This is a genomic window from Bacteroidales bacterium (assembly GCA_023229505.1).
Classification (GTDB): Bacteria; Bacteroidota; Bacteroidia; order Bacteroidales; family JAGOPY01; genus JAGOPY01.
Window position 1 is genome coordinate 32,836 of the sequence record JALNZD010000022.1, and the last position, 25,094, is coordinate 57,929.

A 25,094-nucleotide genomic window follows, 5' to 3' on the forward strand; every position below is an offset into this window, starting at 1 on the left:
GATGATCACGGTCTTAATCACTATTTTATTTTTTAGGAAATGCTCCGAACAATTTCGACAGGAAACGATGAAACTTATGCACCCCGTCAGGGTTGGCATGCATCATGATACAGGCACCATAAACCAGTTTCACCCCATTCTGTTTAGCGATCTCAACTGCTTCTTTTGTTTCCGCTCCCTGCTGGAGCCAAAAGTGGGTGAAACCGTGATGAATGGCATTCTCGACGGCCCCGGCCGTATTTGCTTTAGGGGTCATGAACAAGCCATATCTGACACTTTCAGGCAAACCTGAAACATCGTTATAGCACTTAATACCTTCCACATCATCCATATTCGGGTTTACCGGATATATATCATAGCCTTTGGCAAGAAGTTCTTTAAAGACATTCCGGCTAAATTTTTTGGGATCACGGGAAAGCCCGATAAAAGCAAATTTCTTCGGTTGAAGAAATTCATCAATGATTTTTAACCTGTTTTTCGCCATGGCTTTTTTGATTTGGTTGTGTTTAATAATGGTTGAAATTGTTGAACTTATTCAAGGATAATGCTTTTCTGACCCTGAATAATTTTAATGATATTATTACCACTTCAAAGATAGTAACTTCACTCAGGTTTTGAACAAATCAACTATCTCATTGTTTCAATAGAAATTTAACACTAATAAAATGAAGACACTTATAATTATTTCTGCTATAATTCTCACTTCCTCTCTGGTAAATTCTCAAAGTACAGGTAAAAAGACTTTTTACGATTTTACCGTAACGACAATCGATGGCAAGGAGTTTCCACTATCACAACTTAAAGGAAAGAAGGTTCTCGTTGTCAACACAGCCTCAAAATGCGGATATACCCCGCAATACGAGGATCTGCAAAAACTTTTTGAAACCTATGGCAGGGATAATTTTACTGTAATTGGTTTTCCGGCAAATAATTTCATGAGTCAGGAGCCTGGCACAAATGAAGAGATTAAGCAATTCTGCAGCTCAAAATATTCTGTTACTTTCCCGTTGATGTCGAAGATCTCGGTTAAGGGAAGCGATATCGCTCCGGTATACAGTTGGTTGACTTCAAAGGCAGAGAATGGAGTTATGGATGCGCCGGTGAAATGGAATTTTCAGAAATTCATGATCGATGAAAACGGTAACCTGATTGGTATGGCACCTTCAGGAGATAATCCCCTATCAGAAAAGATTGTGAACTGGATCAAGGAAAAATGACTGAAATGTTTATTAAAAAAGGTTTCCAACCCTCGGGTTGGAAACCTTTTTTGTTATCTTGCAAGCCACTTATCATAATAAGTCTCCCATGAATATAGAAGCCTTTTTTAAAGTTACGTACGGCCTTTACCTTGTTTGCTCAAAAGACGGAAATAATTACAACGGCCATATTTCTAACACAGTTTTCCAGGTAACTGCAGATCCACCGAAATTTGTGGTTGCTTCACATAAAAATAATCTGACAACGAGTTATATTGAAAAGAGCAATCTATTTTCCGTTTCTATTCTTCAACAGGATGTCGATCTCGATTTTATAGGACCATGGGGTTTTAAATCCGGAAAAAATGCAGATAAATTCACGGCAACATCTTACAAAATAGGCAAAACAGGCGTTCCTATCGTTCTTGACAAGTCTATAGCTTACCTTGAATGTGAAGTCATTGAAAAAATTGATACCGGCACGCATATTCTCTTCATTGGACGGGTAGTAGATGCTGAAATCCTTGACAATGAGTCCAAACCATTGACATACACCTATTACAGAGAGGTGATAAAAGGACTGTCGCCTAAGAACTCCCCAACTTACACCGGCGACATCTTAGAAAAGAAAATTCATCAGGAGCCAGATATTCCAAAAGGAAAGCCTAAAAAGTACCAATGTTCAATTTGCGGATATATTTATGACCCGGAAGAAGGGGATTCTCATTCCGGAATTGTTCCAGGTACGGCTTTTGAAGATATCCCGGATGATTGGACCTGTCCCATTTGCGGAGTTTCTAAAAAAGACTTTTTCATGATTGATTGATCCTGCTTTAATCTGTTGCCATTATTCTAATCTCCGTCCTTCGGTTTAGGGCCCTGCCTTCTTCTGATCTATTGGAGCTTACCGGGCTGCCTTCTCCATAACCTTTGTAGGACAATCTGCCGGCAGCTATTCCATGATCCAGCAAATATCCATAAACAGCCCTGGCTCTTTTCATGCTCAACTCAATATTGTATTCTTTCGTCCCTTCATCATCCGTGTGCCCCCCAATCTCAATCATGACACTTGAATTATTGATCAGAAAACTGACAAGTTTATCAAGTTCGGCATAGGAAATGGCTTTTAACTGATACTGGTCTGTTTCATAGAAAATATTCCTCAGGATCATCGTATTGCCCACCGCAATTGGTTCCAACGGAATATCTTTCACCACCGGATCCCATCTTGATTTAATTTCTGACAATGGGAAATGTTCAGAATAAAAAAGATACCCATCGCACGAAACATTCAGTGCGTAATTCCTTTCACCGGGAAGGCAAACCAGGAATTCGCCGTTTTGTTTGTCAGACCTGGCTTCAACAATGGTAGAGCCCTGTACAATGTCTATCAGCTCAAACCTGGCTTCAAGCGGCTGCCCGCTGACCTGATCATACACTTTACCTTTCAAATAACTTACCGGCGTGGGCCTGATCTCCTCATATAAATCAAACATAAAAATATCATATCCTCCCTCCCCTTCCAGGCTGTTACTGGAGATAAAACCCAGGTTCCCTTCCGGGTTTACGACTATAATAAGTTCATCGGCTGAGCTATTGATTGGAAATCCCAGGTTTTCAGGCTGTGTCCATGCTCCGTTTTTAAATACTGACCTGTACAAATCGGCCCCTCCCAGTCCAGGGTGGCCAAAGGAAGAAAAATACAGTGTTGTATTGTCATAATGGATAAACGGGGCCATTTCGGCATCGGCAGTATTTATCGGGATTCCGAGGTTTACCGGTTTGATCCATCCCCCATCAGGCGTCATCTCCGTTTTCCATATATCGGAGCTTCCCAGGCTGCCCTTACGGTTACTGGCAAAGTATAATGTTTTACCATCGGGTGATATGGAAGGCTGCGCATCCCAAAGGTCGGAGTTAATATGAACTCCCATGTTCTTTGCTTTTGACCAGGTATCGCCTTTTTTCTCAGAATAATATAAATCACAACTACCATAGCTGTCAGGCCGGAAGCATGCGGTGAAGAAAAGTAACCTGCCATCAGGGGATATGCACAATGCGCCTGCATCATTTTCTTTTCCGGGCGGAAAATTCAATTGGATAGCATTCTCAGCCGTATCTCCGCTAAAGACTGCATAATAAAAATCTTCATTAAACTCTTTAAGATAGCTTGCATTCTTAATCCGCCTGGTAAAAAACAGCCCTGAACCATCCGCTGATAAGGCATTTATATATTCGTCTGCTGCTGTATTGATGCCTGTACCCAAATTTACCGGATTAAAGGAAACCGGATTACTGACCAGATTTTTTCTAAGCTGGGAAATACTGAGTTTTTTCTCAATGGTGCTTCTTAATTCTGGTCTAAGGTCAGTGTAACCAAGGAGTTTTTCATAATTATTGTACGCTTCATCATATCTCTCAAGTGTAAAAAGTGTATTGGCAAGGAGGTTATAAACCACTTCTTCCCCATCTGGGTTGAAATTAAGAGCTTTACGGTATTGATTGACAGCCTCAGCAAGCCTGCCTGTTTCTAAAAGGACATCGCCAAGCAAAATATAAGCTTCTGCCAGGGTTGAATCTGCTTTAATGGCTTTATACAACTCATTTTCACAATCTTCCCAATTGCCTGACTGAAAATCGGTCCTTGCTTTTTCAAAAGATTTCCACGCCTTTTTTGATTCACCTTCCTGACCTATGACGTCTTGAAAAGGAATGATGATGAAAAATATCATTACCGAAACAACCAGGGAAAAGAAATTGATCTTATGTAGTGATCGTTTTTTCACTAAAAATCCTATTAATAAGGCTAACGAAATGCTATTCCACCCTTTCAGGGAATATGAATAAACTTATGCGTTTGCAGTGAAATATTCCAATCCGGATGTGCTTTAACATAATCAACGATCAAAGGGAGGATTTGATTATGTTTACTCCATTCGGGTTGTAAAAAAAGATGACAGCCGGATTGTGCTTTTTCCGCATTCAATTCTGCCCAGCGAAAATCGCTTTCCTGGCTGATGATCACTTTTATCTCATGTGCCTGATGAAAATATTCCAGTAAAGGTAAAGATCCTTTTTTTGGTGACAGGCAAATCCAGTCCCATGTACCGGTAAGTTTTCTTACCCCGGCAGTTTCCAGGAAAGTTTTAACTTTTCTTTGCTTTAATTCGCTGCAAAGATAGTCCAGGTTATAAAGAACCGGTTCGCCTCCAGTCACTACGACTGCCCTGGCAGGATGCTGTAATACTTTTTGTACGATGTTATCGGTGAGTGTTAAAGGGTGAAGGTTTGCATCCCATGACTCCTTCACATCGCACCACCAGCAGCCCATGTCGCAGCCGCCCAATCGGATAAAATAAGCGGCTTTACCTGTATTGAATCCTTCTCCCTGGATAGTATAAAAATCTTCCATCAGCGGAAGCAGCCTTCCCTGGTCAAAGAGGATTTTTTGTTCTTCAGGCATATATTTCTTTTTTAGCTGCCTTGATGGTATTTAAAAGCAGCGAGACGATTGTCATTACACCCACCCCTCCCGGCACGGGTGTGATCATAGAGGCTTTTTTCGAGACCTCATCAAATTTCACATCGCCAATCAGCCGGTAACCAGATTCTGTGGCATCAGATGGGATCCTGTGGATGCCAACATCAATAACCACTGCACCTTCCTTGACCATATCGGCTGTTACAAAAGCCGGCTGGCCTATGGCAGAAATAAGGATATCGGCTTCAACAGTAATTTTATTCAGGTTTTGTGTCTTGCTATGGCAAATCGTAACTGTTGCATTTCCGGGATAAGATTTTCTTGACATCAGGATGGCTAAGGGGGTGCCTACAATATTACTTCTTCCAAGAATTACGCAATTCTTACCTTCTGTTTGAACCTTATAATATTCGAGGAGTTTCATAATTCCAAAAGGTGTTGCAGGAAGATATGCGGGTAAACCCTGAACCATTCTGCCAATATTGATAGGGTGAAAACCATCGACATCCTTTTCAGGCCAGACCTTTTGAATGATTTTACCGGCGTTGATATGGGAAGGCAAAGGGAGTTGAACGATAAGGCCATGAACTTCCGGGTCATTATTGATGAAATCAATCATTGCCAGGAGCTCTTTTTCACTGATTGAGGCGGATTGCCTGTATATTGAAGAGACAATCCCCACTTCATGGCAGGCTTTTTCTTTATTCCTGACATAAGTCTGACTGGCAGGATCTTCACCCACCAAAATAGCTGCCAGGTGGGGATCTACACCCGATTTGATCAGGCGGGAAGCTTCCTGTTTCAGCTCAAGCTTAATTTTTTCTGCGACCAGTTTTCCATCTATTAATTTCATCAACAATCAATTAACTAATTATCAATCTGAAATTTTCACACATTACCTTTTGGGGGCACCCTTCATATTTTGCATAGCCCTCATCATGTTTTTCCCTTTTTCTCCTGACATCATTTTCATCATTTTGCTGGTTTCGTAGAACTGTTTGATCAGCCTGTTGACTTCCTGAATATCATTACCACTGCCACTTGCGATCCTTTTCCTTCTTGAACCATTTAAAAGTTTGGGATTTTCTCTTTCCCGGGGTGTCATCGACTGGATGATGGCTTCAATACCTTTGAAAGCATTATCATCAATATCAATATTACGAAGGGCCTTGCCCATTCCAGGTATCATGCTCATCAGGTCTTTCACATTACCCATTTTTTTGATCTGCTTGATCTGGGTAATGAAGTCGTTGAAATTAAATTCATCCCGGGCAATTTTTTTCTGCAACTGGCGTGCTTCTTCTTCATTGAATTGCTCCTGGGCCCGCTCAACCAATGATACGATATCGCCCATGCCGAGAATCCTGTCGGCCATACGAGCCGGATAAAAAATATCAATGGCATCAATTTTTTCACCGATACCAACGAACTTGATGGGTTTATTCACAACCGCGCGAATGGTCAATGCAGCACCACCCCGGGTATCGCCATCAAGTTTAGTAAGGATCACACCATCATAATCAAGACGATCATTGAAAGTCTTGGCTGTATTAACTGCGTCCTGGCCGGTCATAGAATCAACCACAAAAAGGGTTTCATGAGGCTGAACCGCATTTTTAATAGCTGAGATCTCACGCATCATATCTTCATCGATCGCCAATCGCCCGGCCGTATCTATGATCAATACATTATAATTCTTATCCTTTGCATATTGCTGTGCCCGCCTGGCAATCTGCACCGGGTCCTTGTTATCGTCTTCCGTGTAAACCTCTACGTCAATCTGGCCACCAAGCACTTTAAGCTGTTCAATAGCAGCAGGACGATAAACGTCGCATGCAACTAATAAGACCTGCCTCCCTTTTTTTGATTTGAGGTAATGAGCCAGTTTTGCTGAAAAAGTGGTTTTCCCGGAACCCTGGAGCCCTGCCATCAGAATTACAGCAGGTTTCCCCTGGATGTTAAGTTCGACCTGGCTGCTGCCCATTAATTCAGCCATCTTATCATGCACGATCTTAACCATTACTTGCCCCGGAGAGACAGAGGTCAGGATTTTCTGGCCTAAAGCTTCTTGTTTGACCTGGTCTGCAAAGTCTTTGGCTATTTTATAGCTGACGTCAGCATCCAAGAGGGCTTTACGAACTTCTTTCAAAGTTTCCGCGACATTAATTTCAGTGATGTGCCCTTGTCCTTTCAGTATCCTGAACGATCGTTCCAGTTTATCAGATAGTCCTTCAAACATAAATTAGTTTTCCTTTTAATATTTACAGGTTTGCAAAAGTACAAAAATAAAAAACCCCACAAGCAGTCTGCCCGTGAGGTTTTATGGGTGCACGAAGGGTCTCGAACCCTCGACCTTCGGAACCACAATCCGACGCTCTAACCAACTGAGCTACGCGCACCGTTTAAAAAGCGGATGCAAAGATATTAAAAAAATAAAAAAGTCAGAAAGACAGTCTTATATTTGTTTCAGCTATCAGCTACATTTATTTGATTAATATCTATTGAGGTATGAATATCTTTCTCCGGAAAAAAAATGAATATACTTCCGGTTCCTTATCCCGGGAAGCCTGGAGAAAATTTCTCAGGAATAAGCTTTCACTGTTTGCCCTGATATATATTATCCTCTCAGCCATTGTTGCCTGCCTGGGCTACCTGATCACTCCTGACAGTACACCAATGGCTAACCGGCAAACCCTTGAACTATCAACAAAAAAACCTGGTTTCAACATCATGATGTTGAAAATATTAAAAGAGGAAGATGTACCTCATAAGGGGATATTCCACCGGATGCTCTTCGGAGAGCGAAGTAAGTTTCAATTTTTGCCTATTCAAAGCTATAATTATAAAAATGGGCTATTAACAATACAAGAGTACTCAGGTGAGGATGGAGTCCCGGGACCTGAACGAACATTCCTGTTAGATCAAAACCAATTGAAGGGCCAATTAATTCTAAAAAGGTTTTTACTGGGAACTGATCAGTTTGGAAGGGATATTCTAAGTCGCCTGATGATTGGATCAAGGGTGAGTCTTGCTGTGGGATTGATATCAGTAGTAATATCTTTACTGATAGGAATTACCGTTGGCTCACTCGGTGGATTCTTCAGAGGATGGATCGACCAATTTGTGGTTTGGCTAATAAATGTTGTCTGGTCAATTCCAACCCTTTTACTGGTGATTGCCATCACCTTTGCTCTTGGAAAAGGATTCTGGCAGGTTTTTATAGCAGTAGGATTTACCATGTGGGTTGAAGTTGCACGGGTGACCCGTGGTCAGATACTTGCCATCAGGGAAAAAGAATTTGTAGAAGCGGCGAAAGCATTGGGGTTTTCAAATTTCCGCATTATTTTCAGGCATATACTTCCCAACATTATGGGGCCGATCATTGTAATTTCCGCTGCAAATTTTGCATCTGCGATACTCATTGAAGCTGGATTGAGCTTCCTTGGCATTGGCGTTCAGCCTCCTATGCCCTCCTGGGGCAGCATGATCCGGGAGAATTATGCTTATCTCATTCTCAATGCTGCCCATCTTGCTATTTTACCAGGTTTGGCCATAATGTTGACGGTACTTTCATTTATGGTGACCGGAAATGGACTGAGAGACGCCCTTGACGTCAAAAAACATGAAACTGTTCAACCTTAAAAGTTTTCCCGGTGTCTCCTTTTAAGCTCCGGCCTCCAATCGTTATAGCAGGCACCTTTTGAAGAGAATGGGTTCTTCCCGTAATTCCTCAGATTTATTTTGTAGGAAACATAAATATCTGAACCTGTAAAGGTACTGATGCTGAAAAAACTTCCTAAATGATCAGTCCCGACAGTTAATCCTTCCAATCTTACTGAAAGTCCTATCCTGGGGTACTTAAAATCGTACAGTACCACAGGTATATTGATTTCCAGGAACCTGCTCTCGAACCTGGGAGTAAAGGTCAATACAAACGGCCTTTCAATCATAGGGGATATATATACGGCTGGAATGATCAATGTGCTGTTTAGAAACCACCTGTCAGTCAAATGATAGTCGATCTGGACGCTGATGGTTGCAGGCAAATATATTCTGAATCGGTTTCCCCGTAAGGATGCACCCGGGTCGCCGTAAAATAGCTCACTGGTAACATCAAGTTCATCCCTGATGTTATCATATTCCAGTTCATTTATCCTTATCAAATTATTATGAACATTTTCATAAACATGTTTTTCGGCATTTTTAGTAAAGTTCACCCACCCTATATCGAGTATTGAAACCCCGATCTTCAATTTATAATCTTCAAACCTTTTTATATATAAATTATCAGGAAACTTTTTCTGATAGGGTATTTCCCTATATTGCCAGGTAATGCCAAGGTCCATTCCCCAGCCGGAACCCCTGATCAGGGGATTAAAAAAATCCACGTCATTATTTTCATAATTCAATGGTAAGGATATGCCTAATTCGCCGTTCAGCAACTCAACGTTTAATATGCTATCATTATAAGCGATATACCTGGTGTCACCTCCTGACAAATATGCACCACTGTGGCCAAATACAGGTCCTATAGAAATTCCTGCAGACCAATGATTGTTGTAGCTGCGATTTAAAATAGTTGCGTAACTGAAGATCACTTCCCACCAGGCCATGGATGCCATATCATAGTTATCCTGGATATAGTACTGGTTTTGCTGTGGTTTGAAATCCATACCGTAGTAAGAAAAATTTGCCATATCACGAGGCACCCGGCGGATAGAAGACATCACCCGGAAGCCCGTCCTGACAGCAAACACATGGTCGTTGTAAGAAAACATGACAGAAGGCCCTATGATCCTGGCATTGACAAAAATGTTCTTTAGTGATTTATCCACGTAATAGGAATATACGTTTCTTTCCCCACGGCCGTAAGGTTTCGGGAAAAAATGAAAATCATAAACCCCATTAAAAAGTTTTATTAAACTCGATTTTTTTGATGGAAAATACAGATAATTGTTCTCGGCAAAAGCGTTAATAGCAAAAAGGTTGATATCCGATTTTAACTTGGTATTGGCCATTGAGGAAGGATTCATGATAGTACCTGTTGAACCGGCATAATTACCATTTACCAGACCCAGAGATAATTGTGAATAAGTTCCCTGGGAGAAGTACACCATCAAACCTATCCAAAAGATTCTCTTCATTCCCTAAAAATGACAAATCAGGATTTAAAATTTCTATTCATCCATGAAGGAAACATTAGTAATATAGTTATGGAACAAAATTAATTGCAGAGATACCAGGAAAACGAAAGAATGATATCAGATATCAACACCTGCATGTTTATCGTCTTTTCCGGATTCCATATTCTTCATTTTCGCAAGGCACACTGCGGCTAAACCTTCCGCAATTACCTTTCCTGAAATTGATTTTTACAGCTACATAAAAATCAAGTCCGGTAAAGTTATTTACACCAAACAATCCAAACAGATCATCGGAGCCAAAAGTCAGAAAATGATACCTGACAGATACACCAACTCTGAAATGATGATAATCGTAAAGCGATAAGGGTAAAGAAAATTCAAGGTGAGGGGTTTCATAACGTGGAATGAGAGCGACCTGGGCCGGGCGACGTATAAATGATTTGCCTAATCTGATCGGATAAATGAAGACTGCTCCGGCATACCAGTTTCGGTATACCTTGTAATCTCCCTGAATACTGAAGGCTGCTGGTAAATAGACCCGGATTTTGCTATCTACGAGTGATGAATCTGGATCTCCGTAAAAAACCTGACTCAATGTCCTTGACAATTCGTTAAAGTTATAGTAATTCAGTGTGTCTATATTGATCCAATACTTGCTGACATTCTCAAAAGACTGGAGCTGGGCGTTTTTCTTGAAGTTAACATATCCGAAATCAAGAAGAGATACACCGATTTTATAGGAATAGTCGATATACCTTTGTGTGCAAAGCTTGCTTATCCTTTTATTCTGATAGCTCAAAATCTTATGCTGGTAAGTAATACCAAGGTCTACGCCAAATCCCCCACCTTTGATCAATGGCCCATTATTGGGGAAATCATTATTATCATAGTCTAATGGAATGGAATAACCCACTTCAGCATTCAGATTTTTAATGTTTATTGTCGTGTCATTGAGCACCATATAATCCAGATCATTTGCCCGCAAATACCCTCCGGCAATAGCAAAAAGCCGCTTCACCGTAATTCCGGCCGACCAGTCATCCAGGCTGAGCTTCCGGAATGCATAAGCATATGACAGGCCGATTTCTCCCATGACAAGGGCCGTGGATCCAAAGTTGCTGCTGGTAAAGTTTTTATTATGCTGAGGTGTATAATCAAGACCATAATATCCAAAATTAGCAATATCGTAAGGGATCCCGTATGCCGAACCCAGCGCTCTTGCCCCGGTATGCAGAGCAAATGCATGACGTCCCATGGCAATCATAAAGGAAGGTCCCTTGATCTGTTCGCTGGAATAAATAAACTTATTATTTTTTCCCGTGTAACGGTCAAATGGCATTTCGTCGGGCCCATATTTTGGAAATTTGGGCTCACTGCTGATGATGCTAAAAAGAGCATAATCCTTTTGATGGATATAGGCATAATTATTTTCAAGGAAAACACCTGCTGTTGCAACATTAATATCCATATAAAGTTTGGAAGTAATAATGGAACTAGGATTGAGGAGTACTCCCGTTGAACCGGCGTAGTTACTCGCAGTGATACCCCACATCTCCTGAGATTGAATGAGAATAGCCAGAGAAAAGAAAATAGCAAATAAAGTGCTTCGCAGTATTATCCACCTGGAATGTTGCATCTTATAGTTAATCCTGATAATACTAGTTATCCCAGAAATTTTAAAATGACAAAAATATGCTTTTCAATCTACAGTCCTTCTTAATTTTCTAAAAACGCAGAATATATATTCTATAGTATGGAATACCAATAATTTACAAAGCAGCATAAATTTAATTTAAATGTATTATAAATAATTTGAATGATTTGAAACTCAGAACTCAGAACTCAGAACTTCGTATATTTGCACCCCGGCAGTAATTGTTAACACGCGGATGTGGCGTAATTGGTAGCCGCGCCAGACTTAGGATCTGGTGCCGAAAGGCGTGGGGGTTCGAGTCCCTTCATCCGCACAGCTTTGTATACTGAAACATAACCCATTTATCAAAACCAAGCATGCAAATTACAAAGGAAGAAACCGGATCGTTGACTGCTTCAGTCAAGTTGCTGATCAGGAAAGAGGATTATGAGGATAAAGTCATTAAGACGTTGAAGGATTATCAGCGTAAAACCAATATGCCTGGCTTCCGACCCGGAAAAGTGCCATTTGGCTTAGTTTCTAAAATGTACCGGAAAGGCGTTTTGCTGGATGAAATAAACCATCTGTTGGCAGAGAACTTACAGAATTATGTTGAGAAAAATAAACTGAAACTCATCGGGAATCCATTACCAAATAAGGAAAAAGCAGCCTCACTTGACCTGGATAACCAATCTGAATTCGAATTTTATTTTGATATTGGCCTGGCCCCGGAATTTAACCTGTATCTGTCTGAAGACATTTCAGTTGACTATTTAAAGATTACTGCCACTGAACAAATGATCGATGAGCATGTAAATGATTTGCGGCATCGCTCTAAAAACCATGTACATACTGAAGAACAGCCAGCTGAAGAACATCAACACGAAGAACTTCCTGAACTGGATGAATCTTTTTTCAAACACGTTTTTCCCGGAGAAGAAATAAAAGACGAAAGTGCTTTCAGGGCAAAGATCAGGGAAGCAATCGAACGTTCCTTAATAAAAGAAAGTGAGCGATACTTCCTCAATACGGTTATAGAAAAACTGGTGAAAGAAACCGGGATTGAGTTACCTGATGATTTTATCATGAAAATGATCAGGGAAAATGAAGAGCAAAAGCTCAGCGATGAAGAAATTAAAAATCAATATGATAATTTTGCCAGATCGATCAGGTGGCAACTTATCGAATCGCGAATCATCCAGGATTACAACCTCAGGGTTGAAGAACATGAAATGAGAAACGTGGTGAAAAGTTACTTCACCGGCCATTTAGCAACTGCAAAAGAAAATCCTGAACAAGACGAGAGATTGAACAAGATTGTCGATTCCGTGTTAAGCAATAAAGAAGAATCTAACCGTCTGCATGACCAGCTATTCGATCAGAAGTTGCTCGACTTTTTTAAAAGCAGGCTAAAGTTGAAAAATAAAGAAGTGGATTATGACGAATTTGTAAAAATGGTTACCCAAAAGAAAGTTTAATATGAAAGAAAACGAATTTCGCAAATATGCGGTCAAGCACCGCGGATTAAATGGGCTTACCGTCGACCAGTACAGTTCAATGGTTGGAAACTATATTTCCCCTACCATCATTGAGGAAAGGCAGCTAAACATTGTTACCATGGATGTTTTTTCCAGACTGATGATGGACCGGATAATTTTCCTTGGCGTTCATATCGATGATTATGTTGCAAACATCATACAGGCTCAGCTCTTATTCCTCGAGTCTGTTGATTCATCAAAGGATATTCAGATTTATCTGAACACCCCGGGAGGCATGGTTTATGCCGGTTTAGGCATCTATGACACCATGCAGTATATCGCACCTGACATTGCAACCATCTGCACAGGGATGGCCGCTTCCATGGGTGCTGTAATCCTTTGTTCCGGTGCAAAAGGAAAAAGGACCGCACTTAAACATTCCCGTATCCTGATCCACCAGCCCATGGGCGGAGCATCAGGGCAAGCTTCAGATATTGAGATCACAGCCAAGGAAATGCAGAAGATCAAAAAAGAATTATATGAGATCATATCCATTCACACCGGCAAGGAGTATAAAAAAATCTGGAAAGATGCTGACCGTGATTACTGGATGAATGCAGAAGAGGCACGTGAATATGGTATGATTGATGAAGTTCTGGAGAAAACAAAGCAAAAATCAAAATAAAATGCCAAGGGTTTCACAAAAATGTTCTTTCTGCGGACGCGACAGATCCGAAGTGAATATGCTTATTGCAGGCATTGACGCCCATATTTGCGATGCCTGCATTACACAGGCCCAGACTATCCTCAGTGAGGAATTTGTCCATCTTAAAAATGGCAAAGTCCCTGAAATTGAGCTTAAAACCCCTGCCGAAATTAAAAAATACCTCGACCAGTACGTGATCGGTCAGGAAGATGCAAAGCGCGTCCTTTCTGTCGCTGTTTACAACCATTATAAACGGATCATGCAATCCAAAGACGATGATGAGGTAGAGATTGAAAAGTCGAATATCATGATCGCAGGGGAAACAGGTACGGGTAAGACCTTACTGGCAAGAACCATCTCCAGGATGCTGAAAGTACCTTTTGCCATTGCCGATGCAACTGTTTTGACAGAAGCTGGTTATGTCGGCGAAGATGTGGAAAGCATTCTTACCCGTTTGCTGCAGACTGCCGATTATGATGTGGCTGCTGCAGAGCGCGGTATTGTATTCATTGATGAGATTGATAAAATTGCCCGAAAGGGTGATAATCCCTCGATAACCCGTGATGTATCAGGCGAAGGTGTTCAGCAAGCACTGCTCAAGTTGCTTGAAGGAGCTATTATTAATGTCCCTCCCCAGGGAGGAAGAAAACATCCTGAGCAAAAATTCATCCAGGTAAATACGCAAAATATACTATTTATATCAGGCGGCGCTTTTAATTCGATCGACCGGATCATTGCTTCCAGGCTCAGGACTAACATTATTGGATATCAATCAAAGGATCAGGAGGCATTTGACCGGGAGAACATGTTGCAGTACATCTCCCCTTCTGATATCAAAAAATTTGGGATGATACCTGAGATTGTAGGCCGTTTCCCGGTTTTGACATACCTCATACCACTTGACCATAATACCCTCAAGCGGATATTGACTGAACCTAAAAATGCCCTCATTAAACAATTCACAAAGTTATTCAGGATGGATAACATCGATTTGGTATTTGAAGATGATGCTCTTGAATTTATTGTTGAAAAAGCCACAGAACATAAATTAGGCGCCAGGGGCCTGCGATCCATTATCGAAGCAATCCTCACTGACGCTATGTTCGAGCTTCCATCAAAGGGAAAGACCAAATCCTTGAAAATAACCTGTAAATACGCTGAACAGAAATTCGGCAAATCTGGTTTATCCCGGCTTAAAGTGGCCTGATTCATGGGCTGGCATAATTATTGGACTCCGGCAGCAAATATATGCTGAGATTTTTTTTAATAGCTGTTTCCCTATTTATTTCAATTCTTGCCTTATCCCAGGAACAAGATGGTATTATTGTTTATGGAAAAATAGTAGATGGTGATACTATTGCCGTCATACCTCTCAGGGAAGTGAATATTTTTTCATGGAAAATGCTTGATAATAAAGAAGAAAGAAAGCTAACCAGGTTGATGAAAAACGTCAAGATCGTTTACCCCTATGCACGGCTGGCAGGGATTAAACTGGTAGAGTACGAGGAAGTTCTTTCACAAGCGCCAGACGATCAGGCAAGAAGAAAGATTATGAAAAAGCTTGAAGAAGAGCTTAAGGCTGAATATGGTCAGGAATTGAGAGATTTGACGGTCACACAGGGCAAAATTTTGTTGAAATTGATTGATCGGGAGACCGGTGAATCCTCTTATAACCTGGTTACTGAGTTCAGGGGAGAATTCAGGGCTGTTTTTTACCAGGCATTTGCCCGGCTTTTTGGCTTGAATATGAAGCTTAAATATGATCCGGAAGGTGAAGACCGTGATATTGAATATATCGTAAAGATGATTGAGAGCGGTCAATTGTAATGCCGGGGTATTTTTTCACTTTCCCCTTCCCTGTAACACAATCAATACTGTATAGATCAGGATTTTAAAATCCATGGCCAGTGACATGTTCTCAATATATAGCAGGTCGTATTTTAACCGTTCAACCATCTGTTCGATATTTTCAGCGTACCCGTATTTCACCTGTCCCCAGGAAGTTATTCCCGGTTTTATTTTAAAAAGCAGCCTGTATTCCGGCGCTATTTCAACAATCTGGTCTATATAAAACTGGCGTTCAGGACGGTATCCGACAAGAGACATATCTCCCTTCAAAACAGAAAAAAACTGTGGGATTTCATCGAGCCTGACTTTTCTGAGATACCTGCCAAACCGAGTGATGCGGTCATCATTCTTTGTAGCTAATTGCGGTCCGTCTTTTTCAGCATCAGAAAACATTGACCTGAATTTGTGCATCTTAAAAGTATGGTCATGAATGCCAACTCTTTTCTGAGAGTAAATAACTGGTCCTCTTGAACTGAATTTGACGCCGACAGCAACAAAGACGAAAACAGGAAAAAGTAGTGTGAGAGCAATTAAAGCTGCCACTATGTCGATCAACCGCTTCATTGATTGCTGCCACGGTGGCATGAGATCCTGGGAAATCTGGATTAGCGGATACTGCCAGATTGAAGACATCTTTACCATCCCCATCAGGTAATCCTGCATATCCGGGATAATTTTGATAACTACTTCAGCTTCCTCAAGAATAGTCAGGATATTTTTAATAGTCTCCCTTTCCGATCTTTCAATGGCAAGAATTACTTCTTCTACATTATAATCCTGAATGATCTGTTTCAGGTCCTGGAGTTTTCCCAGGTGAGGCAGGTATTTACCAATCTTGTATTTCTCATATCCAACAACATTGACAAAACCAGTAAACTTATTGCCTGATGGCATGACCTGTCTTTCTATCTCTTCATAAATCTTGATCGCATTGCCATTGCTTCCAACGATGATAGTATTAAAGCCCAGTTCCCTCCGGTGAATTTTTCTGACGGTTCCGGTGGTAATGATCAGCCTGAATGTGTAAGTCAGGCCAAAATGAAACAGGTACAAGAAAACAAATAATTGATAGTAAGATTTATACGTAATTATAACGTCATCAAGGATCAAAGCGAAGAAAATGATTATTACCCCGACCAATGAAATGAAGGATGTCTGGCTAAGTTCCTTCAGCCTTGATTTCCGGAAAATCTTATTGACATTGTATGTTCCAAGTATAATATACAAGATGATCCAGAAAAAAGGAACGATAAGGCTGCCAAGATAGAAATTCCTGTCTTTAAAAATATCCGACAAGTGATCCAGGACGGTAGGTTCAATAGAGAATTTCCTGTAAATGAAGAACAATGACCATGCTAACATAGCAGCCAGCACATCAGCAACCAAATACTTAAAAACCTGTAACTTTTTGTTCATTAAAGATTTGGTCTGGTTACCAGTTTAATGTTATCGAGCATGATAAACCCATTGCCGGTCAAGTCAACCATTTGTGCCTCCATGTATATTTTATAATTCACAGCATCAATAGTTTCATTAACAATCGGTGTGAAATTAACATAAATTTTATTCCAGTCATCAGATGGATTAATAATAAGGAAAGGCCTTTCCTCGATAGTATTATCCATTAACTCAATATAAACTCCGACAACAAATGGAATATTGTTCCGGTAGTTTAGTTCAAGAAAAATAAAGTCACCCCTGTCAATCACAAACCCTTCGCCATTCCCGTCGTCAGAAACCAATTGCAGGTATTTTCTGTTGTCATCCAGGTAGCTGATCCCGGAATATTGAGAAAATTCATCGATAAATGCTCCTTGCCCACCTGCCGGCTCGGTACGAATGATCCCGGTATCGCTGTCTTTTGATTTCACTATAGCGAGGCTTGCATCCTCAAAATCCTCCATCCAGACAAACTCTGCATTGCTAAAGTATGAAGCCGTGCCGGAAGCGGTAACGATACTATCAATAATAAAATTAAAATCGCTGATAATGACAGGTTCTATACAAGGATAAGGTGCACGGGTTTCGGAAATCCCATTAAGCTGGATCCCGGGCCTTATCTCGAGTTTATGCTTCCCTTCAACAAGCACCGGGATTGTAAATGGCATTTCAAATCCACCGACTAAATCATCATCAACATAAATCCATGCATCGACAAATTTTTGATTATTTGTGCCTTGCACGGCATTATCAGTAGAAAATTCTAATGAATCAATTCTTAAGTAGGAAGGAATAGTCTGATCACCTTCAAATTTATCACATCCCATCAGAAAAAGTGCTGCCATTATTAACGGGAACCAACAGTAAGAAGGCAAATTTACGGCTATCTTCAGGCAGGGAGATTTCATTGATTATAGTCAGGCTTTAAAAACGACCGGGATTTCTATTTATTGCTATAAAATAAAGAGATGGTGTAGAATTAAAGTGCCATTCCGGTTGGTAATTCCTGCATTTTCCCCAGGATCTGATAAGCTACATTCAGGGCATCGTAACCATCATTGATGGTAACAGGCGGTGTAGTATTATTAACAATAGCATGATAGAAACTTTCCAGTTCTTTTTTTATAGCATTCAGATTAATAATTTCCGGTTTCTCAACGGATATCTGTTTCTTTCCTCTTTTTTCTCCAAGGTCTATGATCATTGCTAACGGATCGGCATTTATTTCCGGTGGATCGGAAATACGGATAATTTCTACATCTTTTTTCAGAAAATCAACTGCCACATATGCATCACGTTGAAAGAAACGGGCTTTTCTCATGTTTTTCATGGAAATCCGGCTTGCAGTCAGATTTGCCACACAACCATTGTCAAATTCGATCCTGGCATTTGCTATATCCGGTGTATCACTGACAACAGCCACCCCACTGGCGAAAATTCTCTTAATACCCGACTTAACCACGCTCAGGACAATATCGATGTCATGAATCATCAGGTCGAGAATAACCGGTACGTCAGTCCCTCTCGGGTTGAATTGCGCCAGTCTGTGAGCTTCAATAAACATCGGCTTGTTGATATAGGGCTGCGCGGCAAGAAAAGCAGGGTTAAAACGCTCAACATGACCTACCTGGACTTTAACGTTTGCCTCATCAGCAAATACCATGAGCTGCCTCGCCTTTTCCGGCGTGGTAACCACTGGTTTCTCGATAAAAACATGACGGGCTTTTTTTAAAGCCCTTGATGCACAGTCGAAATGGGAAATCGTCGGGGTCACTATGTCTACTAAATCCACTGCGTCTATCAGTTCATCAATACTTGGATAATGCTTAACACCGAATTCCTTTCCGACCTGGGAGGCCGTTTTCTCATCAGCATCATAAAATCCCATCAATTCGTATTCTTTTATTTCAAGGATACATTTAATATGGATCTTTCCTAAATGACCGGCCCCAAGCACTCCTATTTTCAGCATAAATAATATATTTTGTGCAAAAGTAATTTTTTTGGCTTAAAACATCACACCATTCGCGTGTCATCTTAATGCAGTATTTATTATTTTCGCTGCCGTTACCAATCATCACTAACGAGTTGTTAACTGCAGGGTATGGTTCAGGATTCATTCCGGCATAAAGGATTAAGGAAAAAACTGGTCGAAACGCTCCGTCAAAAGGGAATTACCGATGCAAATGTTTTGCAGGCTATCAATCGCGTTCCCAGGCACCTCTTCCTTGATTCCTCCTTTCTTGAATATGCTTATCAGGATAAAGCTTTTCCTATCGGATCCGGCCAGACCATATCACAACCATTCACGGTTGCTTATCAGACGCAATTACTCCATGTCCTGCAGGATGATAAAGTCCTCGAAATAGGTACCGGGTCCGGGTATCAATCCTGTGTCCTGCTTGAAATGGGAGCAAAAGTATTCACCATCGAACGGCAGAAAAAGCTGTTTGAAAAAACTAAATCCTTTCTTCCCACCATAGGATATAATCCTAAAATGTTTTACGGAGATGGCTATAAAGGATTGCCCCCTTACGCACCTTTCGACAAGATCATTATCACAGCGGCCGCTCCCGAAATTCCACAGGAACTGATTACCCAACTGAAAGTCGGCGGCATCCTTGTTATTCCTGTTGGTCCCATGGATGTGCAAACTATGGTGACCATTCAAAAAATCAGCTCAAATGAAATAATCCGGCTGGAGCATGACAAGTTCCGGTTTGTGCCCATGCTGGGGAATAAAGCGAAAGACTGACCTGCTTTTTTTTTCTGATTGAGGATAGTTGAATTTAAATTTCGTTAATTTTTTGTTAATTGGATTGGCTGGTGTTTCCATCTGGTTTGAAATTGATAACTTTGAACCATCATGGAGATGAACGAAATATTGGATAAACTGCCGCATCACCTGATGCAACTTGTGATCGACCAGCCTTACAATGGGTATACTTCACAGGATCATGCAGCCTGGCGTTATGTCATGCGTCAGAATGTGCGTTACCTGGGCAGGGTTGCGCATGGCTCGTATCTCGACGGATTGAAACAAACCGGTATCTCTATCGACCAAATCCCTCACATGTATGGGATGAACCGGATTTTGAAGGAGATAGGCTGGGCTGCAGTGGCTGTGGATGGATTCATTCCCCCTGCAGCTTTCATGGAATTTCAGGCTTACAATGTATTGGTTATAGCAGCCGATATTCGTCCGATTGACCAGATTGAATACACTCCGGCGCCGGACATCATTCATGAGGCTGCCGGCCATGCGCCTATTATTGCCGATCCTGTGTATGCCGAATATCTCAGATTGTTTGGTTGGATTGGCTCTCGCGCATTTTCATCCGGAAGGGATTACGAAATCTATGAAGCTGTACGCCATCTGTCCATTCTGAAAGCTGATCCTTATACGTCTCTTGAAGCTATACTTCAGGCTGAAAAAGAGCTCGCCGAAGCAGAAGCCATACAGGAAGCGCCATCTGAAATGGCCCAGATCAGGAACCTGCATTGGTGGACCGTTGAATATGGCTTGATAGGAGACCTGAAAAATCCAAAAATTTATGGCGCCGGCCTGCTTTCCTCCATAGGTGAAAGCTATTCATCATTGCAACCGGAAGTTAAAAAGCTCCCCTATACTATTGAGGCCGTTAATTATAATTTTGACATCACGACACGCCAGCCGCAGCTTTTTGTCACACCTGATTTTCAACATCTCACAAATGTCCTTAATGAATACGCTGAAACTATGGCCTTGAATACCGGAGGAGTGGATGGCGTCATGAAAGCCATAGAATCGGGTTACACAGGCACCTGCGTTTATAGTTCCGGGTTGCAGGTTTCAGGCATTTTCCAGGAGTTAATCATTCACAGAAATTTGCCCGTATATATCCGGACTGAAGGGCCCACCCAACTTTGCTACAGTGACATACAATTGCCCGGGCAGGGAAAGGATTACCACAGCCACGGCTTCAGCTCACCGGTCGGAAAGCTTAAAAATTCTTCATCTCCACTTGAATCCCTTACAGACGGTGATCTGCAAGCGCTTGGCATAGCGAATGGAGAGAAAGTTTTACTTGAATTTGAATCAGGTGTTAAGGTTGAAGGCCGGTTAGACCATGTTCTCAGGAAGGAAGGGAAAATTCTGATCATGGTTTTCTCACAATGCCGGGTAACTTTCAGGGAGCGTGAATTGTTCAAGCCTTCATGGGGCACTTATGATATGGCCGTGGGAGAAAAGATCGTTTCAGCGTTTTCCGGCCCAGCCGACCCGTTCGCTTATGAGTTGGAATATCCGGTACCGAAAGAAAAGACGCATAAGATCGTTCATTCACAGAAGGCCCAAAGGCTTCATTTTCTATACCAGTTAATAAGAGACATACGGGAGAAAGATGTGATTCCTGATTCCCTTTCAGGGATATGGAGCGAGATAAAGCAGGATTATCCCGAAGAATGGCTGCTTCCGCTGGAAATTCTCGAGTTGGCAATGAGAAAAAAAGAATATCATTCTCTGGAAACTGAGATCAGGGATTACCTGATAAATGTAAAAGGTGCTGACCCTGAGCTTAAACGGTTAATCGAGAACGGAATGCTGGTTAGTAATAGTTCTGAGTTCTGAGTTCTAAGTTCTGAGTTCTGAGTTCTAAGTTTAGTTGACGAATGGCGTCTGGATTGACGTTATCAGGTGATCCAGAACTTTGGCATCTGGCGCGCCGGGTTAAAATGAAATTTTTGCGCAACCAGTACCGGATCGGAAATTCTGCTGAAAGGGTTCCGGTCATTTTGTTAAAGTGTTTTCAAACGCTGACAGGTCTTCGACGCTGCCAGGTTTGATTGGCAGCTGACCTGTCAGCGTTCGACGCAGGAGAACCTGACAGCGTCAGATATGATTTCGGCGAGGGCGGCCGATAACCAATAAATAACTAATTTTATGGCAGATAAAATTAACCATTGATCCTTCTACCAATGATTACCAAAGAATCAGCATTTCAAAAAATTTCAGAACTCGTTGAACGCTTTGAAGACCAATACTCTTCTTATATGAAGTCAGAATACAATGAAACGTTGACCCGACGTGACTTCATTGATCCTTTCTTCAAGGCATTAGGCTGGGATATGGACAACGAACAAGGTTATGCTGAAGCATACAGGGAAGTAATCCACGAGGATAGGTTGAAAATCGGAATTGCCACAAAAGCGCCGGATTATTCTTTCCGGCTGTCAGGTGGAAAGCGGCTTTTCTTTGTGGAAGCAAAAAAGCCTGGTGTATCTGTTAAAGACGAAATACAACCTGCATACCAGGTAAGGCGTTATGGTTGGAGTGCAAAACTTCCTATCAGCATTATAACAGACTTTGAGGAATTTTCCATTTACGACTGCACAGTGAAACCAAATCCGGCAGATAAAGCCTCTGTGGCCCGGATAGGCTATCTGACATTTCGCGATTACGCTGCTAAATTTGATTTTATCTGGGACACGTTCTCAAAAGAACGCGTGTTAAAGGGAAGTTTTGATAAGTTCGTTCAAAGTGATACCCCAAAAAAAGGAACGGCAACCGTTGATAAAGAGTTCCTGCAATCGCTTGATCGTTGGCGCACTTACCTGGCGACTTCCATCAGCTGGAATAACAAGGGACTTGACGAGGACGAAATTAATTTCGCCGTTCAGCAGACCATTGACCGTATCATTTTTCTCCGTATAGCAGAAGACAGAAGCGTTGAGCCTTATGGAAACCTGAAACACGCCCTCGGACATGGGGATTATTACCAGAATTTATTTGAGCAATTCCGCAAAGCAGACGAAAAGTACAATTCTGGGCTGTTTGATTTTAATAAAGACCGAATTTGTGAACACCTGAAAATTGATAATAAAATCTTTAAGACGCTTGTAAATGAATTGTACTACCCGGAATGTCCGTATGAGTTCTCTGTACTATCAGTTGAAATCCTGGGAAGTGCTTACGAGCAGTTCCTGGGAAAAGTCATACGGATTACCCCGGCCCATCATGCCAAAATCGAGGAAAAGCCTGAAGTCCGAAAGGCCGGAGGAGTATATTACACGCCTCAGTACATCGTGGAATACATTGTAAAGAATACGGTCGGGAAACTCATTGAAGGGAAGACACCAGCAGAAGTAGATAATATAAAAATAGTCGATCCTGCTTGCGGAAGCGGCAGTTTCCTAATTGGCGCGTATCAGTATCTGTTAGATTGGCACTTGAAGTATTATACCGAACACACTGCCCGCACAGAGAAGAGGAGACAAGGAGACAAGGAGATTAGACCTGACGGAAACCTCACCACTGCTGAAAAGAAAAGAATCCTACTGAACAACATTTATGGGGTAGATATTGACGTTAACGCGGTTGAAGTCACCAAACTGAGCCTTCTCCTGAAGTGCCTGGAAGGCGAAACAGAGGCTTCCATCCGGCAGCAATTCAGTTTATGGAATGAGCGGGTGCTGCCCACCCTTGATAATAATATAAAGAGCGGGAACAGTTTGATTGACACTGATTTTTACAGTGCAGAACTGGATTTCGGCATAGAAAAGAAGGTTAAACCGTTTAATTGGAATAATGCCTTTCCAGAAGTTTTTAAACAAGGAGGGTTTGATGCGGTTATTGGGAATCCGCCCTATATAAGAATTCAAAGTTTAGCTGAGAATTCACCTGGTCAAATCGATTATTTCAGTAGAAAATTCAAATCTGCTTCAAAAGGGAATTATGACATATATGTTATTTTCATTGAACAGGCTTTGAATATTGCTAATCCTACAGGTCGAATTGGATATATTTTACCACATAAATTTTTCACAGCCCAATATGGTGAGGGAATCCGACAAGTTCTATTGTTAAAAAATGCCATTGTAGAGATCATTCATTTTGGACATCAACAGGTCTTTAGTAATGCTACAACTTATACTTGTATTCTAACCCTTGCAAATCAGAATAATAGTAACGATTTTGATTTTTTAAGTGTTGATGATTTAAATCGCTGGAGAAATTCAGAAACGAAAACTGGTTCAAAAATATCATTTAGCAATTTATCGAATGATTCATGGAGCTTTATTGAAGGGAATTATCAAGAATTGTTCAATAAGCTTTCTTCAATAGAAACAAAGCTTGAAAATGTAACAAATAGAATCTTTCAAGGATTAAAAACTGGGGCGGACAAGGTCTTCATTTTAGTTAAAAAGCATGAAAGTATAAATCATAATACAGTTTTTTCCCCACAGTTGAACAAAGAAATACATCTTGAAGGTGATCTTCTTCACAAATTAATAAAAGGCGGAAACAGTAAAAGATTTCTTATCACCGATTCCGAACTTTTGGTTTTGTTTCCTTACATAAAGTCCCCTACCGGAAAGGTTATTTTAATTCAAGAAACCGATTTGAAAGAACAATATCCTTTGACATATTCTTACTTAAAAGAGAATAAGGCATTATTGAAATCTAGAGATAATGGCAAAATGGATTCCCCAACATGGTATGGATACAGCAGGAATCAAGCCCTTGATGTTATCTCAACTCCAAAAATATTTACTCCGGATCTTTCACCCAACGCTTCTTTCTCAATAGATTTTTCAGGAGAAGTATATTTTACTGGTGGTGTTGCTGGAGGTTATGGAATTAAAGTTAAGGAAGATATTTCTGAGAAATATTTACTTGGATTGCTCAATAGTAGCCTTCTTGATTGGTTTCTTAAAAAAATCTCAACCCAAATGAGAGGCGGTTGGTATAGTTTTGAATCTAAATACATCAAACATTTACCGATCAAGACTATTGATGCGAATGATAATGGCCAGGTTTCCTTGAAAAATGAAATTATAAAACTGGTTGACCAATTGTTAAAACTGAATGAAGAGGCAAAGGAAACCAAACTTCAAACCCAAATCGACCAGATAAAATCCAAGATCGACTATTGCGAAAACCGCATCAATGAGATTGTTTATCAATTATATGGGCTTACAGAGGAAGAAATCAAGATTGTTGAAGGTAATGTTTAAAAAATCAAAATATTTTTTGAATTGAAGGGGGATCATCATAGGAAATTTCTCCCGACTTTGACACTTGTTTGCCTTTTTTAACTATTTGAATTTCACAACTAATTGATATTCAGTGTACACAAAAATGGAATTCTTTTATTTTCAAAAAATGTAGTGGACACTTTATCAACAAA

20 protein-coding genes and 2 tRNA genes are annotated in these 25,094 nt (G+C 40.9%); 11 read left to right on the forward strand and 11 right to left on the reverse strand.

What is annotated here, in order from left to right:
* Positions 1 to 25: 25 nt before the first annotated feature.
* Positions 26 to 484, reverse strand: coding sequence for a CoA-binding protein (locus M0Q51_09440; GenBank protein ID MCK9400197.1), 459 nt, complete (start codon positions 482 to 484; stop codon positions 26 to 28).
* 181 nt (positions 485 to 665) lie between these two features.
* On the opposite strand from M0Q51_09440, the gene M0Q51_09445 reads away from it, so the two are divergent.
* Together M0Q51_09445 and M0Q51_09450 are read left to right on the forward strand one after the other, a co-directional pair.
* Positions 666 to 1,217 (forward strand): glutathione peroxidase, encoded by a 552-nt coding sequence (locus tag M0Q51_09445; GenBank protein MCK9400198.1) that lies wholly within the window; start codon positions 666 to 668, stop codon positions 1,215 to 1,217.
* Between the two features lie 88 nt (positions 1,218 to 1,305).
* Positions 1,306 to 2,022, forward strand: coding sequence for a rubredoxin (locus M0Q51_09450; protein ID MCK9400199.1), 717 nt, complete (start codon positions 1,306 to 1,308; stop codon positions 2,020 to 2,022).
* Positions 2,023 to 2,029: 7 nt separating this feature from the next.
* On the opposite strand, the gene M0Q51_09455 is transcribed toward M0Q51_09450, so the two are convergent.
* From M0Q51_09455 to M0Q51_09475, 5 genes are all read right to left on the reverse strand, one after another.
* Positions 2,030 to 3,982 (reverse strand): OmpA family protein, encoded by a 1,953-nt coding sequence (locus M0Q51_09455; GenBank protein MCK9400200.1) that lies wholly within the window; start codon positions 3,980 to 3,982, stop codon positions 2,030 to 2,032.
* Between the two features lie 44 nt (positions 3,983 to 4,026).
* Entirely contained in the window at positions 4,027 to 4,659 is a 633-nt protein-coding gene (locus M0Q51_09460; protein ID MCK9400201.1) for a 7-carboxy-7-deazaguanine synthase QueE, read from the reverse strand.
* A complete protein-coding gene (locus tag M0Q51_09465) occupies positions 4,652 to 5,530 on the reverse strand; it encodes a bifunctional 5,10-methylene-tetrahydrofolate dehydrogenase/5,10-methylene-tetrahydrofolate cyclohydrolase (protein ID MCK9400202.1) in 879 nt (292 codons plus the stop codon). The genes M0Q51_09460 and M0Q51_09465 overlap by 8 nt, the downstream gene beginning before the upstream one ends.
* Before the next feature lie 42 nt (positions 5,531 to 5,572).
* Positions 5,573 to 6,916, reverse strand: coding sequence for a signal recognition particle protein (gene ffh / locus M0Q51_09470; protein ID MCK9400203.1), 1,344 nt, complete (start codon positions 6,914 to 6,916; stop codon positions 5,573 to 5,575).
* Positions 6,917 to 7,002: 86 nt separating this feature from the next.
* Positions 7,003 to 7,076, reverse strand: a tRNA-His gene (locus M0Q51_09475).
* A gap of 109 nt (positions 7,077 to 7,185) precedes the next feature.
* Between M0Q51_09475 and M0Q51_09480 the strand changes: the two genes are divergently transcribed.
* Positions 7,186 to 8,319: an ABC transporter permease gene (locus tag M0Q51_09480; GenBank protein ID MCK9400204.1), complete on the forward strand. Its 1,134-nt coding sequence runs from the start codon at positions 7,186 to 7,188 to the stop codon at positions 8,317 to 8,319.
* Here M0Q51_09480 and M0Q51_09485 read toward each other — a convergent pair.
* Complete coding sequence (locus M0Q51_09485; GenBank protein MCK9400205.1) at positions 8,316 to 9,821, reverse strand: DUF5723 family protein; 1,506 nt, start codon at positions 9,819 to 9,821, stop codon at positions 8,316 to 8,318. The two genes, M0Q51_09480 and M0Q51_09485, sit on opposite strands and share 4 nt — an antisense overlap.
* Positions 9,822 to 9,960: 139 nt before the next feature.
* Positions 9,961 to 11,373 carry a DUF5723 family protein gene (locus M0Q51_09490; GenBank protein ID MCK9400206.1) on the reverse strand — a complete coding sequence of 471 codons (1,413 nt, stop codon included), beginning with the start codon at positions 11,371 to 11,373 and terminating at the stop codon, positions 9,961 to 9,963.
* A gap of 333 nt (positions 11,374 to 11,706) precedes the next feature.
* Here M0Q51_09490 and M0Q51_09495 point away from each other — a divergent pair.
* The 5 genes from M0Q51_09495 (at position 11,707) to M0Q51_09515 (ending at position 15,465) form a co-directional block, all read left to right on the forward strand.
* A tRNA-Leu gene (locus tag M0Q51_09495) sits at positions 11,707 to 11,788 on the forward strand.
* A 43-nt stretch (positions 11,789 to 11,831) separates the two neighbouring features.
* Positions 11,832 to 12,932, forward strand: coding sequence for a hypothetical protein (locus M0Q51_09500; protein MCK9400207.1), 1,101 nt, complete (start codon positions 11,832 to 11,834; stop codon positions 12,930 to 12,932).
* Between the two features lies 1 nt (position 12,933).
* Positions 12,934 to 13,617, forward strand: a complete 684-nt coding sequence (gene clpP / locus M0Q51_09505; GenBank protein ID MCK9400208.1) for an ATP-dependent Clp endopeptidase proteolytic subunit ClpP — start codon at positions 12,934 to 12,936, stop codon at positions 13,615 to 13,617.
* Between the two features lies 1 nt (position 13,618).
* Positions 13,619 to 14,845 (forward strand): ATP-dependent Clp protease ATP-binding subunit ClpX, encoded by a 1,227-nt coding sequence (gene clpX, locus M0Q51_09510; protein ID MCK9400209.1) that lies wholly within the window; start codon positions 13,619 to 13,621, stop codon positions 14,843 to 14,845.
* Positions 14,846 to 14,886: 41 nt separating this feature from the next.
* On the forward strand, positions 14,887 to 15,465 hold the full coding sequence (locus M0Q51_09515; protein ID MCK9400210.1) for a DUF4294 domain-containing protein: 579 nt from the start codon (positions 14,887 to 14,889) through the stop codon (positions 15,463 to 15,465).
* Positions 15,466 to 15,480: 15 nt separating this feature from the next.
* On the opposite strand, the gene M0Q51_09520 is transcribed toward M0Q51_09515, so the two are convergent.
* From M0Q51_09520 to M0Q51_09530, 3 genes are all read right to left on the reverse strand, one after another.
* Complete coding sequence (locus M0Q51_09520; GenBank protein MCK9400211.1) at positions 15,481 to 16,902, reverse strand: sugar transferase; 1,422 nt, start codon at positions 16,900 to 16,902, stop codon at positions 15,481 to 15,483.
* Complete coding sequence (locus M0Q51_09525; protein ID MCK9400212.1) at positions 16,902 to 17,771, reverse strand: hypothetical protein; 870 nt, start codon at positions 17,769 to 17,771, stop codon at positions 16,902 to 16,904. Before M0Q51_09525 ends, M0Q51_09520 begins: the two co-directional genes overlap by 1 nt.
* Positions 17,772 to 17,905: 134 nt before the next feature.
* Positions 17,906 to 18,898: a Gfo/Idh/MocA family oxidoreductase gene (locus tag M0Q51_09530; GenBank protein ID MCK9400213.1), complete on the reverse strand. Its 993-nt coding sequence runs from the start codon at positions 18,896 to 18,898 to the stop codon at positions 17,906 to 17,908.
* Between the two features lie 132 nt (positions 18,899 to 19,030).
* Here M0Q51_09530 and M0Q51_09535 point away from each other — a divergent pair, with 132 nt between their 5' ends.
* From M0Q51_09535 to M0Q51_09545, 3 genes are all read left to right on the forward strand, one after another.
* The gene (locus M0Q51_09535; protein ID MCK9400214.1) at positions 19,031 to 19,681 is read left to right on the forward strand and encodes a protein-L-isoaspartate(D-aspartate) O-methyltransferase; all 651 of its coding nucleotides are present in this window, start codon (positions 19,031 to 19,033) and stop codon (positions 19,679 to 19,681) included.
* A gap of 117 nt (positions 19,682 to 19,798) precedes the next feature.
* Positions 19,799 to 21,535 carry an aromatic amino acid hydroxylase gene (locus M0Q51_09540; protein MCK9400215.1) on the forward strand — a complete coding sequence of 579 codons (1,737 nt, stop codon included), beginning with the start codon at positions 19,799 to 19,801 and terminating at the stop codon, positions 21,533 to 21,535.
* Between the two features lie 347 nt (positions 21,536 to 21,882).
* A complete protein-coding gene (locus tag M0Q51_09545) occupies positions 21,883 to 24,921 on the forward strand; it encodes an N-6 DNA methylase (protein MCK9400216.1) in 3,039 nt (1,012 codons plus the stop codon).
* Positions 24,922 to 25,094: the final 173 nt, after the last annotated feature.